Genomic DNA, 15488 nt, shown 5'->3' on the forward strand with positions numbered 1-15488 from the left:
TGCAGAGTATTACTAAATAATAGTCAATAAATTGAAGAAATATGCTGATGACCAACGCACGGTTGCGTAGGGCTACACTCAGCGTTAAGCAAGAAAACGCTGCGCAAATGCTGAACAGGCAGTCTGCGCCCCTTCAGACCAAGCAGGCCGCAGACAAAATGAATAATTCCAGCCAAGCAAGAGCAAGCACGAACTTAGTCAGACCTGGTGACACCGAGCGAGCGTCTGACCTCAAAGACCCGAATATCACACCAGGCAGCATACTCGACATGGATGCTGATGGTCGCCGCGATACCAAAGAAATGAGCCTGCACGCCTTGTGGCATTTGCGGCATGGTGACGCGATGATCAATGGGCAAGTCGCCCACCCCACGCAAAATTGCGTACTGGCACTACCAGAATTGCTGCCCAGCACTAATATTCCCGCCATACCCACGCCAGTGCCAACGCCATATAAGGATATGTGCGCACCAACACCTTATGAAGACGAAGAATAATTGCGTTTTTTTGCATTTATATCCGGCATGCCCAGGCCTGAAGCAATAGAATAAGCTTTCGTCAGTTGCCTCCCTATAAACAAGGATATGAATGAACGAGCAATACAATGAAGAGAGCATGCCATGCCCGGTATGCCGCGAAACCATTAAAGTTGGCGCCTTAAAATGCCGCTTCTGCAATTCCAATCTGAAAACGGCTGCGGTCGATCAAGAGGCAGAGACAGAACATGTTCTGTATTCAGGACACCCTGCGGTCATCTATAGCGCCTGGCAATGGCTGGCCGTGATCTGCACTCTCGGCATTGCCTTTATTTATTACTGGATGGAGAGTATCTCTGTCACTTACCAGATCACCACCCAGCGCATCAAGATAGAGCACGGCGTATTGTCCAAATTAATGGAAAGCGTGGAACTGTTCACGATAGAACATTTTGATGTCTACAAGCCCCTGGGCATGCGCCTGGCGGGTTATAGTAGTATCAGGCTCAGGTCATCCGATGCCAGCTCGCCGGTCATCAGCATCTATGGCATTGATGACCTGGAAAAACTGGCAGATCAGTTGCGTGAATGCTCCCTGCGCGAACGCAGCAGGCGCAAAATCACTTCGATTATCCAGACCTGATACCTGCTCAAAATGCCGATGGCTTGCCGGCATTTTTTGTATAAAACTCTTTCACCTGACTCAGCAAGGCGGCTTCGACCGCCTGGTTGTCGGCATACTCTTGCGGCAGGATCAGCGCGCGATTGAACAGGATGAATACAGGCACGGAGTAAACCCCATATTGCCTGGTCAGCATCTCGGCACGGTTCACGTCTGCCTTTATTTCAGCGCTCTTGATGGTAGTGACGAATTCCGCCACCGGGACAGCCTCTTTTTGCAAGAAACTGCGGATAGAGTCAGGGTCCCCCGCATTCAGGCTCTTGTCCTGGATGGCGATAAACAGCTTGGCACGCAATTGATGCTCCAGCCCCATTCTGCGCAGCGTATAAAAGATCGCGGCCTCTCTTTCACCCACCTTGCTGTCGCTGCGCCAGTTGGCAGAAAAGACTGCCGGTATCTGCTCGAACGCATAAATGCCCTGTTGAAACAGCACAGATTGCTTGGCCTGCCAGCTATTGACGCTGGGCTCGACAGCACGGCAATGCGGGCAGGTGTACATGAAGAACTCAAGAATCTTCTTGTCTTCGGGCTGGGTTGCCATGGCTGCCTGCATCAATTCCTTGGATTTACCGGTATCTGTACAGGCAAACATCAGGCCGGAAATCAGAAAAATTCCAGAAATTTTAAAAAACATCTTCCACATAGTCTTGTTTTGCATTTGCCAGTCCAAATTTCACTGTAGTTTCAAGATTGCATTAGCTATCAATGCAAATTTGATGAATAAATGAAATAGTAATGCATTTTCTGGTTAATGATTCTTTTCCAATAGCGATTTATTTTGCATTTATATTGAGTTAAACTCTCATGATTAAATGAAAATATTCATTTGGGTATTTTGTGCGCGTGCCTGCCAGCCGGGCTTGTGCGCCCGGCATATTCACGCGCTATCGGCACGCAAGACATCTTGCCGGTGAGCCACCTGGCTGAAACTATGTAAAAGAATAAACGAGGTCACGAATGGAGTATTGGAAACTGGCCCGGTGGCCACATTGGGCTTCAGGCTTTTTCGCCCTGATGGGTATTTTCTATGCAAGAAAGCTGTTTGACACCAATTATCTCGCCATTTCTTTCTGGTTCTTTTTTCCTTTCCTGCTGGCCGGTATCGCTTCCGAATTACTGATCACGGCGATCAGCCTGAAAAAAAATGTACGCCTGTTGTCTGATACTGAAAGACAGCTGTCCCGGCATTTCGACTGGAAAGTCATTGCCTGCCTGGCTATCGTGCTGTTTGTCACGGCAACCATCCTGTCCAGTGTATATACCAAAGGCATCCATAGCAGCTGGTTCATCATGGCCATGGCGGCACTGGCGCTGATCTATGGCCTGGTATTGCGTCAGGTATGGCTGGTCGATGCACTGAGTTTCCCTCTGTTTTATCTGATCCCCGCAGTTGCCGGCACACTGGATACCATGCTGCCTCTGTTTGCAACGCAGATTGTGCTGGTGTATATGTTCGGCGTCATGGTGTATTCGGTCAGGCTGACTTCGATGCTGGAAGTCTCTACCATGACCAATGAAGACCACAGTTATACGATGGCAGGCGGCATCTATGACCGTCACCTGATGGCATACCTGCTGGGTCTGAGCGGGGCAAGCTTTGCACTGTCCATGGCTTATCACCTGATAGAGCAGGCCAGCAGGATGGGGCGCGCCTCTCTCGTCATCATCCCACTCATGATTTACGTGATCACCCACGTAACACAACATTACAGAGTGTATGTAAAAGGCCAGGGTCCTGAGAAGAACTTCCGCGAAGTGATATGGAATCTGCGTGTCCAGCTATGTAGTTGCAGTGCCCTGGTTTTACTCGCTATCGCAGTTAACTGGGGAATCTGATGGTATCCAAAGCACGTGTCAGCCTGGTATTGCTGAGCTATCTTTTATTGGGTGGGGCATTGCTGGCATTGCCCGTGCTATTACTTGTCGTAAAAAACATCGCTTACCGCTTTGAAATACTGGCCGGCTTTTACGTCTTGCTCTTCTTCGCTTTCGTGGTCAGGAGCTTCATGCTTGGCGGTGGCCTGGATTTGCGCCTGACTACACAAGTCAATGAAGTGTATGGTGCCAGCCTGAAAAATAAGCCAGACCGGTTTGTCGATTTGCAATGTATGAGTTTACTGCGGGTCTTTGGCGTGTGGCTGGTATTTCCAGCCGCATGGACATCAAAAATTATTCAACAGGCTGATTTATTCCTGGCCTACGAACTGAGCCTGGATGCATGGATTAATCATGCCCCGGCACCACGCCTGGTCAGTGAAGAAGGGGAAACATCTTGAGTTACGCACTTTTTCTACACACGCTGGAACAAAAGCGTGACGAAGACGGCCATGCTGGCTGCTACAGGGACGACGCCATCAGGGCATTGGCACAGGATGATATCTCATCCATGTTGAACAAGGAGAGGGGTATGAATATCCGGGAGGAAGGCACAATGGCGAAGAACAGGCTGGAAGAATTGAACCAACTTTTACAATCAGGCAGCAAACCTGACTTCTCTGCTTCAGATGCGGCCTGCAGCCCGCAGTCATTTGATGTCAAGTACGCCGGGGCTGTGGAGCGCTGCAATCTTTTCCTGATACAAAAACAATTAACCAGTCTCAATACCCAGGCCGCCCGTGTGGATGCGGCAGCCAGGCTGACGGGCATTGATACCAAAGATATCAAACCAGAGTCACTGCAATTACCCGAAAACCAGACACTGCTCAAGGAACTGCAGACATTCCGGAAACTGAGCATCAATATCGCTGGATTGCTGGCCTTTGATATTTCACGTCAGGAACGCTCAGAACATCTGCAAAAAAACATACAGCAAATCGGTGTCAAAGCCAGGGAAATACTGAATACCCTCTCCCCCATCCATCATGAGTTGAGGCTGGAAACAGAGGATGCGAAACAGGCCAATACGGGAATCAGAAATGGAAATTGAAAACGCATGCTTTTACCTGATCAAGGACAAGGGTAGTGAAAAAATTGTATTCACGCTGTCAGATGGTGTTAAAGACAGATTGCGCTTCATTGAGAATATGAGTGCAGGCCTGGAAGAGTCTTTTGACCCGGCTACATCCACCATCGTCCGCCGCATAGGCAATGCCACTGAAATCTGGGAAGACGAATTCTCAGCAAAGGTGCTGGGCATCCTCGTCAATGACGGCCTGGAACTTGATACCCTGGAATCCTTGCAACTGGTACAGCAGATACGCCAGCAATCACTGCCTTTGCATGACTTGAATGGCATACGTGGCCTGGTTGCCCAATTGCACGAAGAACGCCGGGAAATTGAAGCTTCGCGCAGTAATTTATGGCGCAGCTTTGCGCATCGCTCCGCCATCTGAAGCACATAAAAAAAGTAAATAAAAAAAGCACCGCATTATTTTAATTTGCGGTGCTTTTTTGTTTATCTATGCTCTGTTTAGTCGGTAACGATAATCAAACGCCCCAACAACCTTGACTCCACCTGACGGATACGCTTGCCGGTGGCAATTTCAATTTCACGCAAGGCACCATCAAAAGTACCAAAGAAGGTACCGCCCATCTTGATATCCTGATCCTTGGTCTGGTAAGACAGCGAGTAACCATTCTTTGATGCCAGGCGCAACAGTGCATTGCGCAAGGTTTTGTCATTCAATGAAATTTCCCATTTGGTGCGTGAGGCCTCCTGCACTTCCACATTCGCCTGCACCGGGAAAGAGATCACGCTGCTATTGGCTGTGGTCGTCGCTACCTCTGTGATGACATTATTATCGACTACTGATGAAGTAGCTTGTGCCTCTGCGGCAGCAAACCTGGCCTTGGTCATAGCTGGTTTGGCCTCATCTGCGCCTGCAACTGCTACGGGCAAATCCATCCTGCTCATTCTATAGCCGCCTGCGGCAGGCCTCGGGAAACGGTAGTCAGCACGTATCATTCTGGCGGCAGGGGTGGGCTTGGCATCGCCATCTTCAAAGCTGATAGGTTGTGCAACTGGCTTGGCCGTGGTCGCATCCTGAGGAGCAGATGAGGGCCCCGGCTTGACCTGCTGGCTGCGGGCATTCAGTTGCTCAAGCTTTTCACGGTATTGTGCCTCCAGCGCTTCGAGTTGCGCCATTTTTGCCCTGGTTGCCTGCTCCACGCGCTGGTTGATCATGCTGTCTATCGTGCCATCAGTTACCTTGACACCAACACTGGCGCTGCCGCGATTGTCGCCGACTTCACCCAGCGCACGCACGGGTACATCCACGCTCGCTATCGGTACTGCACGCGCTTCTGTAATCGCAGCGTGCGCCGGTTGCAGACGCAAGGCGATCAGAGGCTCAGGGGTCTCAAATTGCTGCCTGATGGTCACATGACGCAGTATGCTCTTGTCCTTGCCCTGGCTGAGCAACTGAGATGCGTAGTTGCGGTTGGACATGGGTGCCAAAGTGATTTCACGGCTTTCCCAGTTGATATCGGCAATCAGCTTGTGCTTGAGTAGCACACCATCGAGTGCAATCACCCAGGTCTGGGCACTGTTCCACTCTATCTTGTTCCGCAGATTCACGCCTTTCAGCGCGAACACACGCCAGCCCTGGCTTTCCGGCACGATACCGCGCAAGCCTGTGAGCATATCGACACCCTTGTTGGCAGCCACCGGTATCATCACCATGTCCATGTCGATGTGACCATGATGCAGGGTATTGGCGGTTGCGCCCACTACCCGCTCTTCACGGACATCAACCACTTTTCTCTGCGCACCAGATATCTGATAGACATAAGGCGTATTGGAATTGCTGACGACCTCAAAGCCCGCCAAGGCAACCGGCGCATAGGCCGCAAACCCAGTGGCAAAAATACTGGAAACCAGAATGCTCAATAAATTGCGTGGATATTTCATCAGTAATTACTCCGGTAGCGCAACGCTACAAAAATTAAATTCTTATTTGATGCCAAGACTCATACACCATCCAGGGTACATGCCGACATGGCACATGAGTCTCAAAGCAATGCTAACTACGGTAACGCTTCATTTCATTCCAGTTTTTTGCATAACGGACCTTGCCACCGATAAAGCAACGCACCAGGCGAAACACCACCATTGGTGAATACTTGAAACGTTCCAGTATCGTCAATGCCACAATCACGGTAACAGCCACTACAAAGGTGAACATATTGGCGTGCAATAACCAGAACACCAATGGGAACACTGCAACATAGTTAATACCCAGGAAACGCAACTCCCTGGCAGAGTCACGCCAGATTACTTTCGCGGTGCCGTCATCTATATTATTTGCCATCTCAACTCCTTGTCAGGGTCAGTCACTGCCCAGCATGCGTTCTGCCTGGCTGGCACTGACTTCATATTTTTTGTATTCAATCTCGGAAATCATGCCTTCACGGTAGTAACGCCTGGCCTCATCTACCAGTAGCTGCTTTCTTTCCTTGACGATAGAGTGCGTCAGGAAGGGCAACATGTTCACATCAGCGCCTACCTGCTCTATCAGACGAGTCTTGACCTCATCATCAAACACAAGATACTCACGCAAGGCGATACGTTTGAAATTACCGTCATCATTTTTTTCTGTCGAAGCAACCAGGCGCTGAGTCAGGATCACCTTGGTGGTATCGATCAGATCGACCATCTTGGATACCCGCTCTTCATGCGGGAACACATTCACCATGCGCTTCCAGGTCTGGCCTACCGAGTTGGTATGCAGGGTGGAATACACCGCCTTACCCACCTGGGCTGCCATGATCCCGGCATTGATGGTTTCATGGTCACGCATTTCACCGACCATGAGGATGTTCGGATCACGGCGCACTGCATTACGGATAAATTCTGAAAATGATTTCAGGTGGCGGCCTATCTCGTGCTGGGCCACCATTGATGAATAGCGTTTGCATTTATCGAAGACAAATTCAATAGGATCTTCCCCCGTCAATATGCGTTTGTTCGACTCCGGCTGTTCCAGGATGTAGCGGATGACCGCCGCCAGCAAGGTCGTCTTGCCTGAACCGGTTTCTCCCGTTACCAGCACCAGGCCAATTTCAGGGAACAGTTGCTCCATCAGTTCAGGAGGCAACTTCATGGTAGAAATTTCTGGCGGGTTTTCCTGCAAAGGACGCATGACGATTTCTACACCCGGCCCTGAAGGCGAGAGGCAACCGGTCGCATTCATACGAAAGCGTACGGATACGCCACGCTGCCCTTCCAGTTTTAATTCATAGGCATAGTCAATCGCTTCACCGCTACCGAGTTTGGATGGGCCATTGGTACCATAAACCTCAGTGACGATGGTATTGAGTTCACTGGTTTCCAGGCTGCGCTTGGTAAGCTTGAAGATGGGCTTGCCTACCCTGACCTTGACCGGGTCACCCGTCTTCAGATAAATATCAGATACGCCTATGTCCAGGCAATGCTGCAGCAATCTGCGAAAAGAGTTTTGCTCAAAGGTATTGGGCACGTCCTTGAATGCATAACGTGCTTCGACCGCCTCGCGGTCGAAATTGACATCCTGATTTTTTGCTGGCTTGGGAGCAAGTGCAATAGGCTGTACAAGCGCGGACATAATTAACTCGCTATCAAAAGCTGGGGAACAACATCCAGTCGTTGGAATTCAAATTGAATTCAGGACGCTCGGTAATGGTCAGCGTAATATCATCAATCGATATGCCAGTCTTGCCATTGCCAGTAACGCCAAGGCGGTTGCGCGAGACAAAGGGCTTGGTCACCAGGTTTTGCAACAACAGATATTGATAGCGCTGCATGCCGGAGAAGTCTTCATTCAGCATCGCCAGATTTTGACGGTAAATCGCATTCGCCTGATCTACCCCCTTGTCCCAGCCTTCAGCCAGCGCCTGGTTCCAGACCCGCTTTTCTTCATCATTTTTAGGGAACAGGCTGGGGTGCACATCATTGCCCGGCATGCCTGCATCAAACACCAGATAATTTTCCCAGATAGGAATGGTGGTGATCAGACGTGCCTGCTTTTTGATGCGGAAGCTGGCCTTGGAATAACGCAGCACATCACCCTGGCCATCTTTGTCGCTCAACAGGTTTTTTGCACCCAGTATGACAGGTGGTTGCATGACGCAATTTTCGTTAGGGCGTTCAGCAATCAGTTTTTGCGAGTAACGGTTTTTTTCTTCCTTGCCGCAATCGAGCATCAATGGTGCAAAGTTGAATATCCTGTCCATCTCTGAACGGTGACGGTACAAAAATTCCTTGATCAAGATAGACCGGGCAACCAGGCCATTGCGTATGCCCAGGCCATAGGCAGCTTCGCGCACGGCAGCTACACGCAGGTCGCGGATATCGCTGCCCTTGAATGGATCATCCTCACTGCGCTTGGCCTTGGCAATATTGTCTGCAGAAAAATCATCCAGTGTCGGCGCGGCAGATTCTCTGACCGTGTTGCCGGCATTCAGATTCACAGTGATGGGCTCGCCTTTGCTGTCGTAGGCAAAGGCAGAGGCACCACATAGTGCAAGCAAGGATACAACAGCAATTTGACTTAATTTGAACATACAAGACCCGTTATCAATATTAGTCAAAGAAGCGAACCAGCACTTTTCTTCTTGCTTCATCAACCACGATATCTGCACGTGAACCTGCCTGCAAACCGGCATCGCGCAAGATGGAAGCGATGGATTGTTCCCTGGCATTGATCTTCACCATGACAGGTATGGCAGGCACACTGCCTTCGGGCTGCATGTATTCATAGCCAGAACGTATTGCCATCTGACGTGCCACTTCCTGTATCGGGCCAGCCTCCCAGACAAAGCTGATTTTTGCCGTCATGCCATAGGGTTCTTTGGTATTGGCCGCCTTATCCATTTTCAACTGTTGTGTGGGCGAGAGCTGGGCTTTTTCAACTGCGGCGCGGGTATTGCTCGCTTCTGCCAGCAATTGCGAATTGCGCTCTATCGCATCGGCAGTTGATAACAATTGCTGCTGCAAAGTCACTGTCTCTGACAAACGCGATTTCTGGTCCTCTGCCACCTTGGGATTTCTCGTCTGGCAGCCAGCCAGGGTTGCAGAAACAACTAACAAGCTAACAGCAAATTTGATCTGGTTCATGGATGAAGTCTCTGAGTTGCAAGCGCGCATTCAACGCGCAACATGTAAGGCCCTGGTGGTACAGGATTTTCATCAGCACCGGTCTGGCATGCTGTTGAAAACCTGTTTATTTCCATTTCTACGAATGAAAATCAAAATAATACGAAAACTTTAAGACAATGATAGCATAAAATATTTGCAGATTTTGTTGAAATTACAGCGCTGAAACAGAGTATTTTTCAGGGCGCAGCAGATTCTGATTTTCTTGCAACAATGCACGCACTCCCCCTGTGGGCTGCAAGATTCAGACAGTCCCAGACATGCATTGCTTGCAGGAAAATTGGGAGCAAAGCATGATTGAATTTACCGGGCGACAAACAGTGCCGTCGAACGAGGCTGTGCAAGCAGAGGAAACAAGCATTGGCAGACTATCCACGGCATCAGCCGCAACCAGGATGATGGGCGTGTCGCCAACAGTCTTCAGCATGCTCACACCAGAACGGACAGCAATTGCTGTCCGTTTTCAGTTCCGCTATGTATGCTTGAGCTAGTTTTATACCAAAGCCGCTGCCCGCTTTTTCTCTTCGTGGTCTTTTTTATGGGAATACGTCAGCAGTTCCTCAGCCATGGCTTCAATGATATTAGTGTCGTCATCCTCACCTATCATGCCGGTGGCGGATTTTCTGGCGAGCTCCCGGCGTTCTATCTCATCCATGGCTGAACCGTCAGGGAAGTTTTCTGCCAATACCCTTCTGGCCTTGGAAGATCCGATGGCTCGGTAGAGCTTGTCCCTGAGGATGGTGTCTTTGCGCGTGGTTGAGAATGCCCATAATTCCATGGGGCCGACAGTGTTGGTCAGTAATTGCTCGTTCCTGTGTTTCTTGGTCGAGAAAATCGCCAGGAAAGTCGAACCACCAGAACGCGGCGGGTGCACCCGGCCAGACTCCAGTGCATGACGGGCGGTTTTTGACAAACCAAAACGGTCGCCAATTTCTTTGACCTGGGCAGCATCACCACCATCCAGTACAAAGATGGACGTCGCAAACTCCACCATCTCTTTATCAAAGTCATTCATGGATTGCGACAGCAGGCAAACCTGCACGCCCCATTTGCGACCTTCACGCATATATACCAGCACCTGGTCACGCACCACCGGTGAATTTTCTGTCCTGTGGAATTCATCGAAGACAACCCGTTTAGGATCTTCCTTGATTTCATCGACGCGGCCTTTGTGGTAAGTCTTGTACAGAGGACGGCATTCCTGCAAATTCTCTTCATTGAAGAAGAAGTTGCGTGTGCCGATGAACTGACCCAACATATACATGATACCGGTGCGGCGGTCGGCAGCAGCACCGCCGGATTTGGCCACTTCATCCAGATCAATCGCGACGATACGTGTATCACCGATATCGAACCTGGTGGTTGATGTCAGTACCGGATACTCACGCAAGACGGACTGTATCATGCGCGAAAACGCATCAACGATGGTTTCGGAAGTCGCGGTCTTTGGTTTGGTGTAAACGTCCCTGAAAGACTGATCCTGCACAACAGATGTCAGGTCATTCATATTGGGGACGGCAAAGCGCTGGGCCAGGATGGCTTCATGCACCATGCCGTGCCTGAACAATTCGTCGGTGATATCCCACCAGGTAGTAATTTCATCGGTATGCAGCCCCAATGACCTGACGGCAGCATCGACTTTTTCATCCTGATGCTCAGAGTAACGTTTGGGGCTTTTTTCTGGTGAATACAGGCGATAAGCTTCGTCCACCACCATACCGCAAATATCCGGCATGCCGTCATAAGGCTCAGTCTTACCCATGGGCATGGTCAACAGGGTCAGCAAGTTGACCAGGAATGCGCGCTCTTGCGGTATCGGGTAGTGATAGCCAAGCTGGGTATCAAAAGGATTGACGGCATATTCCGGCGTCATGCGTAGACGGAAATAATTGGCCAGATGCTTGAGATTCGGCGGTAGGGCATCCTTGACCAGGGAAATCAAACCGCTTGATGAAGGGCCGATATCAATCACGGAAATGCGCGGCAGGCGCTTGAGGCCGGGCATCACGCAAATTGCCCAGTTCAACATATTCGACAAGACCGACTTACCAGAACCTGGTTTCGCAAAAATGATATCGATCCAGGTCGTTTGTTTGCTGGAGCCAGGCTGATAAGGCCAGAGTTTGCCATCCGGTGAGCGAAATAGTACTGCACCTTCTTTCCACGAAGACGCCGGACGCTGCAGAGGCATCATATAGACGATGTCTGGCAATGGAGCTATTGCAGGCGTGCCCATATTTTTTGTCGAAAAGCCGACCAGAGTAGACGCAACTCCCTCGAAAGGGTCGCCACTCTTGTCGAACACTTCTATGCCGCCCCAGCCTTCGATAGCACGCGCCAGTCTTTGCTCACGGCTGCGCAAGAGTTTTTCTTCGCCTACCGGTGCCCAGGTCGCAAATGACATCGACACTTTGACGACGGTGCCGCCTTCCATGTCCTGATAGTTCTGCAAGGCCTGCACCGCATTATTGGCCAGTTTATTGTTAGCAGAGGCAAAGGAGATCAGGGCCGCTATCATGGATTTCATACCAAATCCACGCACGCCGCCGCCTTCCATCATCATCGAATAACGCCACGGCAAATCCGCTTCCCTGAGGCGCGCAAACAGCCTTTGGAAAGTATTGATGTCCTTGGGAAAGAGGTAGACATGCACAGGTGCAATGATGCGGTCACCTATGCGCAGCCACTTGCCATTCAATTCTTCGGCATCACGCGGCATGATCTGATGTTCTATGCGCGGATACAGGATGTCTGAAATATCGCGGGGATGTGGATTTTCAAAAGCACGCGGGGACAGCTTGTCTCCCAGCAGCCTTGGTTTCCACAGCTCGTCTGTGTAATCTGCATCATAAGACATGCGTGCCACGCGCAAGGCAGTATGCGCATCCAGGATTTCGCAATCCAGACCCGCCGTCTCCATTTCCAGCTTGACGGAACGCTTGAAGGAACCATGCCTGTCACGCAGTTCACGGATCGCCGCAAACAGGTATTGGCTGTGCTTCATGATGGGCACGCTATGTTCTTTGTTGAACTGGACTTTTTCCTTGGTGGCTGCGGCTGCCTCAGCCTTGGTCATGGACGAACCATGGGTCCACAGCACCAGATAGCACTCTTCATGTGAGGTGTATTGCGACATGTGCGCGACTTTGGCATCGAACATGTCCTGCACATCCATTTGCAGGTTCCTGGCCGTTTCCCTGGAACCATCGAGGGCATAAGTGATGTCGCGCACCACAAAGTCTTTGTCACAACCAAAGACGATCTGCATGTGGTGCCCTGGATTGCCGAAGAAAGCTTCTATCCCCTGCATCAGTGAGCGGTGGATGGAAGCAAACTCTTCCACACCAACCAGAAACCTGGCGCCATCGACCCGTATAAAGCTGATCAGGGAGCCATCTTTGGCGACCAGGGTGCTCTCGTCATCCGTGGTTTCCAGTTCACAATAAACAGAAGCAGCGCTCCTGAACATGGAACCAGCCCAATAGACGAATTCATCAACACCTTCAAGAACAGAATTTACAACCGACATATTTTCCCCGATCAAATAGCGGTACTCCAGATAATCGGTACATCACCCCTATCATCTGGAAACATCAAATGAGTCTCTCTGCATACACCCCGGTGCAACATGGACGTTGCATGGACACGGGATGGATATAAAAAAGCCCCGCAGACATGGCCTGCGAGGCTTTTTGTGACTCTTGCAAATCACTGCCGTTCCGCCTGCAATGACTTCCATAATCCAGCCATGCCAACTCGCATTAAGCCAGGCTGTATTTAGCCAAAGCCAGACATTCATCACGCCATTGTTCATGAGAAGACCTGAATGCCATATACCTTGCGCTCCAGATCCACTTATGAAGATGGCCTGCTTTGTTTCCCGGCCTTACCGGCCCCGGCTTGCGCCAGAACCAGCATAAAAATATTAAGATGCGTAGCTGCTGTATTCGTAAGAAACGCGCGTGCTGCTTTGCGTACCACCCCACAGAGACTGACCAGCACTGGACATCAAGGATGGCAGATACAGCAGACCTGCAGCCACAGCCAGCATGACGATAGGCGTGGACAGAGGTGTTTGCTGAGGATTGTCTTTATGTGCCTTGAATTTGAACATGGAGCCACCTGCCAGCGCTACACCAGCCATATAGCAGGCACCCTGTATCATGACTTGCACGCCATTGATACTGTCTGACGCAGTCATCGCCACTTGACCGATGGATTTAGCCTGCGCGAACGCCAGTTCCGGGACCAGCGCTACTGCTACGCCTGCCGCCACGCCCAACACAACACCCAGCTTGCCTTTGATACTTTTGTTAAGTTTTTTCATGGAAACACTCCTAAGCTTTAGAAATAGATGCAACAAAGTCCGGTAAGAACATCGTCAAGAATACCTTAGACAAAAAATGCTTTCAAGTTTTTATACAAACAAAAGTAAAAATATTTTCCTTTTTAAGACAATCTGCAAAGCCTGGTCTCAAGGTGTGAGGATAATGTTGCTGATGCCCAATGTTTTTTGCAGAATTTCTGAAAGTGCGACAATATTCAGGCAAAAAGTCCCACCTACCAGCAATACGATGGCGCGCTTGGCGGTGTCTTCCTTATGACCACCACCAGAACCCAGCATCTTCAGTGCATACCAGCCACGGGCAAATGCAATCAAACCTATCAGGTTAACGAAACCGATAACGACCCGCGCCGCCTTGATACCGTCCGCATCCAGTATGGAAGAGGTGGTGTAGGTCATGATGGTGCTGGTACCAAAGGTGGAAACCAGGAAGGTGTCGATGGAAGAAGACAGATAAAACATGCCGGTTGCGGCCAGCAATGTCATCACCACTGACATCGCCCCTTCATCGGATTTTCTCTCCCCTATGCGCTTTAACTTGAACATGGAAAAACCAAACAGGAACATCGCCACGACAAAAGCGACGGCCTGCACGAAATTCCATAGCCCTGGTATGCTTTCACCAAAGGTCAGTAGCATGGTCAAGGCCGTCGGGCCTTGTGCAAAGGCTGGCGCTGCCAGCAAGGTGGCGGCTATGCCAGTAAAAAATCGAAAGCGCGATGCTGACATCAAAGTCCCCATAGCTGTCATCAGTTATTCATCAGTTATATGTACGTCCACCTGCCTGGAAAGATTTTCTTTCGAAATCGATTCTCTCCAGACGTCCCAGGCCTTCCATGTCACCTCCAAGCTCAACCTCATGGGTCAGGCCGTCACGGTCACGGTAAAGTACCCGGTCGCGCAAGATGGTCAGGCCTTGCAAGGACAAGGGCCTGGGCGTGGCATCCATTCCCTGTGTGCGTGCAGGCAAGCCTTGCACTTGTGCGACACTGCTTTTTGACGATGCGCGTGGCAATTCTGCTGCCACGGCGTTGCCTGGCCTGGCAGTGTCGAAAAGCATGACACGACCACCTGCAGACTGAACAGCCTGAGCGGGCTGAACTGACTGGCCTGACCTGGCATTCGCCTGCGTTGGTTCACGCTGCGCTTCCGGCAACCCTCCGGACTTATTGGATGCATTACAGAAAGCACGTCTGGGTTCGTATTTGCAAAGTTCAGCTTCCAGGCGCAATTTAGTCAGGCCGAGGTCATTCACCCGCCCTTCCAGCATGCTGACATATTGCTCCCGCTTCTGTGCATCCTGGCTTGGTGCATAGGTTGGAGCAACTGCTGCGCTTTGCAAGACAGGCCTTGTCACCATCGTATTTGCTGTTTGTGCAGGTACAGCTACCGGGGCAGGGGCAGGCGCTGCCGTTGTGGCCGTAGTTGCCGCTGCAACAGGTGCAGCCGGATTGCTGCCATTGCGGTTTTTGAGCTGCGCCAGCGCAGCCAGGTCATCATTCTGGGGCTGACTGGCAGATGCGGCTGCGGTTTCAGCCGCAGGCTTATCTGCCGCCGCTGCCACTGGTTTGTCTTTTGCCTCGGCCTCTCGCTTCTTGCGTTCAGCATCTTCCTTTTGATTTTTGTATGCCTGCTGCTGCCGCATGCGCTCACCGTTTTGCGCGGCCTGGAATTGCATGTACTGGTAGTAACCATAGACACCCATGACGAAGAGCATGAGGCCACCCATGACCAGGTACATGGTCTTGTTATTATTTTTTGTTGCTGCCGCCGACATAGGCACTACTTTGTTTTCTGGCTCTGTCTTAACAGTCTGTGAAGAAGCAGTACCGGCATTTTCATCATGCTCGCCTGAAAGGCCATCCCAGTCATTCATACCCATCATTTATTCCTTATCTTCAATTTACTTTTGGC

General features: G+C 50.6%; 16 protein-coding genes. 6 read left to right on the forward strand and 10 right to left on the reverse strand.

Features of this window, described 5'->3' with window-relative positions; translation table 11 throughout:
* Window positions 1-158: 158 nt before the first annotated feature.
* Window positions 159-497, forward strand: a complete 339-nt coding sequence (locus UNDYM_RS25385; RefSeq protein ID WP_162043615.1) for a hypothetical protein — start codon at window positions 159-161, stop codon at window positions 495-497.
* Between the two features lie 91 nt (window positions 498-588).
* Window positions 589-1119, forward strand: a complete 531-nt coding sequence (locus UNDYM_RS25390) for a PH domain-containing protein (RefSeq protein ID WP_162043616.1) — start codon at window positions 589-591, stop codon at window positions 1117-1119.
* 7 nt (window positions 1120-1126) lie between these two features.
* Here the strand turns inward: UNDYM_RS25390 and UNDYM_RS25395 are convergent, their stop codons facing one another.
* Complete coding sequence (locus UNDYM_RS25395) at window positions 1127-1816, reverse strand: thiol:disulfide interchange protein DsbA/DsbL (protein ID WP_162043617.1); 690 nt, start codon at window positions 1814-1816, stop codon at window positions 1127-1129.
* A 299-nt stretch (window positions 1817-2115) separates the two neighbouring features.
* Between UNDYM_RS25395 and UNDYM_RS25400 the strand changes: the two genes are divergently transcribed.
* The 4 genes from UNDYM_RS25400 to UNDYM_RS25415 are packed head-to-tail and all read left to right on the forward strand — an operon-like array spanning window position 2116 to window position 4490.
* A complete protein-coding gene (locus UNDYM_RS25400) occupies window positions 2116-2994 on the forward strand; it encodes a hypothetical protein (RefSeq protein ID WP_162043618.1) in 879 nt (292 codons plus the stop codon).
* On the forward strand, window positions 2994-3434 hold the full coding sequence (locus UNDYM_RS25405; RefSeq protein ID WP_162043619.1) for a hypothetical protein: 441 nt from the start codon (window positions 2994-2996) through the stop codon (window positions 3432-3434). Before UNDYM_RS25400 ends, UNDYM_RS25405 begins: the two co-directional genes overlap by 1 nt.
* On the forward strand, window positions 3431-4084 hold the full coding sequence (locus UNDYM_RS25410) for a hypothetical protein (RefSeq protein WP_162043620.1): 654 nt from the start codon (window positions 3431-3433) through the stop codon (window positions 4082-4084). The genes UNDYM_RS25405 and UNDYM_RS25410 overlap by 4 nt, the downstream gene beginning before the upstream one ends.
* Complete coding sequence (locus tag UNDYM_RS25415) at window positions 4074-4490, forward strand: hypothetical protein (RefSeq protein ID WP_162043621.1); 417 nt, start codon at window positions 4074-4076, stop codon at window positions 4488-4490. Before UNDYM_RS25410 ends, UNDYM_RS25415 begins: the two co-directional genes overlap by 11 nt.
* Window positions 4491-4567: 77 nt before the next feature.
* Here UNDYM_RS25415 and UNDYM_RS25420 read toward each other — a convergent pair whose 3' ends face one another.
* The 9 genes from UNDYM_RS25420 to UNDYM_RS25460 form a co-directional block, all read right to left on the reverse strand.
* Window positions 4568-6007: a hypothetical protein gene (locus UNDYM_RS25420; protein ID WP_162043622.1), complete on the reverse strand. Its 1440-nt coding sequence runs from the start codon at window positions 6005-6007 to the stop codon at window positions 4568-4570.
* A gap of 112 nt (window positions 6008-6119) precedes the next feature.
* Window positions 6120-6407, reverse strand: coding sequence for an IcmT/TraK family protein (gene icmT / locus UNDYM_RS25425; RefSeq protein ID WP_162043623.1), 288 nt, complete (start codon window positions 6405-6407; stop codon window positions 6120-6122).
* 18 nt (window positions 6408-6425) lie between these two features.
* A complete protein-coding gene (locus tag UNDYM_RS25430; protein ID WP_162043624.1) occupies window positions 6426-7679 on the reverse strand; it encodes a type IV pilus twitching motility protein PilT in 1254 nt (417 codons plus the stop codon).
* Between the two features lie 13 nt (window positions 7680-7692).
* The gene (locus UNDYM_RS25435; RefSeq protein ID WP_162043625.1) at window positions 7693-8637 is read right to left on the reverse strand and encodes a type IV secretory system conjugative DNA transfer family protein; all 945 of its coding nucleotides are present in this window, start codon (window positions 8635-8637) and stop codon (window positions 7693-7695) included.
* Window positions 8638-8656: 19 nt separating this feature from the next.
* Window positions 8657-9190: a DotD/TraH family lipoprotein gene (locus UNDYM_RS25440; protein WP_162043626.1), complete on the reverse strand. Its 534-nt coding sequence runs from the start codon at window positions 9188-9190 to the stop codon at window positions 8657-8659.
* 532 nt (window positions 9191-9722) lie between these two features.
* Entirely contained in the window at window positions 9723-12758 is a 3036-nt protein-coding gene (locus UNDYM_RS25445; protein WP_162043627.1) for a type IV secretion protein IcmB, read from the reverse strand.
* 396 nt (window positions 12759-13154) lie between these two features.
* A complete protein-coding gene (locus UNDYM_RS25450) occupies window positions 13155-13556 on the reverse strand; it encodes a hypothetical protein (protein ID WP_162043628.1) in 402 nt (133 codons plus the stop codon).
* A gap of 147 nt (window positions 13557-13703) precedes the next feature.
* Window positions 13704-14303: a hypothetical protein gene (locus tag UNDYM_RS25455; RefSeq protein WP_162043629.1), complete on the reverse strand. Its 600-nt coding sequence runs from the start codon at window positions 14301-14303 to the stop codon at window positions 13704-13706.
* A gap of 31 nt (window positions 14304-14334) precedes the next feature.
* Complete coding sequence (locus tag UNDYM_RS25460; RefSeq protein ID WP_162043630.1) at window positions 14335-15456, reverse strand: hypothetical protein; 1122 nt, start codon at window positions 15454-15456, stop codon at window positions 14335-14337.
* Window positions 15457-15488: the final 32 nt, after the last annotated feature.

It is taken from the genome of Undibacterium sp. YM2 (assembly GCF_009937975.1).
GTDB lineage: Bacteria > Pseudomonadota > Gammaproteobacteria > Burkholderiales > Burkholderiaceae_D > Undibacterium.

Bases quoted from the DNA above. Each gene is read 5' to 3' on its own strand.
- UNDYM_RS25430 (WP_162043624.1), bottom strand. From the start codon at position 7,679: ATGTCCGCGCTTGTACAGCCTATTGCACTTGCTCCCAAGCCAGCAAAA.
- UNDYM_RS25460 (WP_162043630.1), bottom strand. From the start codon at position 15,456: ATGGGTATGAATGACTGGGATGGCCTTTCAGGCGAGCATGATGAAAAT.
- UNDYM_RS25405 (WP_162043619.1), top strand. From the start codon at position 2,994: ATGGTATCCAAAGCACGTGTCAGCCTGGTATTGCTGAGCTATCTTTTA.
- UNDYM_RS25400 (WP_162043618.1), top strand. From the start codon at position 2,116: ATGGAGTATTGGAAACTGGCCCGGTGGCCACATTGGGCTTCAGGCTTT.
- UNDYM_RS25385 (WP_162043615.1), top strand. From the start codon at position 159: ATGAATAATTCCAGCCAAGCAAGAGCAAGCACGAACTTAGTCAGACCT.
- UNDYM_RS25455 (WP_162043629.1), bottom strand. From the start codon at position 14,303: ATGTCAGCATCGCGCTTTCGATTTTTTACTGGCATAGCCGCCACCTTG.
- UNDYM_RS25415 (WP_162043621.1), top strand. From the start codon at position 4,074: ATGGAAATTGAAAACGCATGCTTTTACCTGATCAAGGACAAGGGTAGT.
- icmT (WP_162043623.1), bottom strand. From the start codon at position 6,407: ATGGCAAATAATATAGATGACGGCACCGCGAAAGTAATCTGGCGTGAC.
- UNDYM_RS25440 (WP_162043626.1), bottom strand. From the start codon at position 9,190: ATGAACCAGATCAAATTTGCTGTTAGCTTGTTAGTTGTTTCTGCAACC.
- UNDYM_RS25390 (WP_162043616.1), top strand. From the start codon at position 589: ATGAACGAGCAATACAATGAAGAGAGCATGCCATGCCCGGTATGCCGC.
- UNDYM_RS25435 (WP_162043625.1), bottom strand. From the start codon at position 8,637: ATGTTCAAATTAAGTCAAATTGCTGTTGTATCCTTGCTTGCACTATGT.
- UNDYM_RS25445 (WP_162043627.1), bottom strand. From the start codon at position 12,758: ATGTCGGTTGTAAATTCTGTTCTTGAAGGTGTTGATGAATTCGTCTAT.
- UNDYM_RS25450 (WP_162043628.1), bottom strand. From the start codon at position 13,556: ATGAAAAAACTTAACAAAAGTATCAAAGGCAAGCTGGGTGTTGTGTTG.
- UNDYM_RS25420 (WP_162043622.1), bottom strand. From the start codon at position 6,007: ATGAAATATCCACGCAATTTATTGAGCATTCTGGTTTCCAGTATTTTT.
- UNDYM_RS25395 (WP_162043617.1), bottom strand. From the start codon at position 1,816: ATGCAAAACAAGACTATGTGGAAGATGTTTTTTAAAATTTCTGGAATT.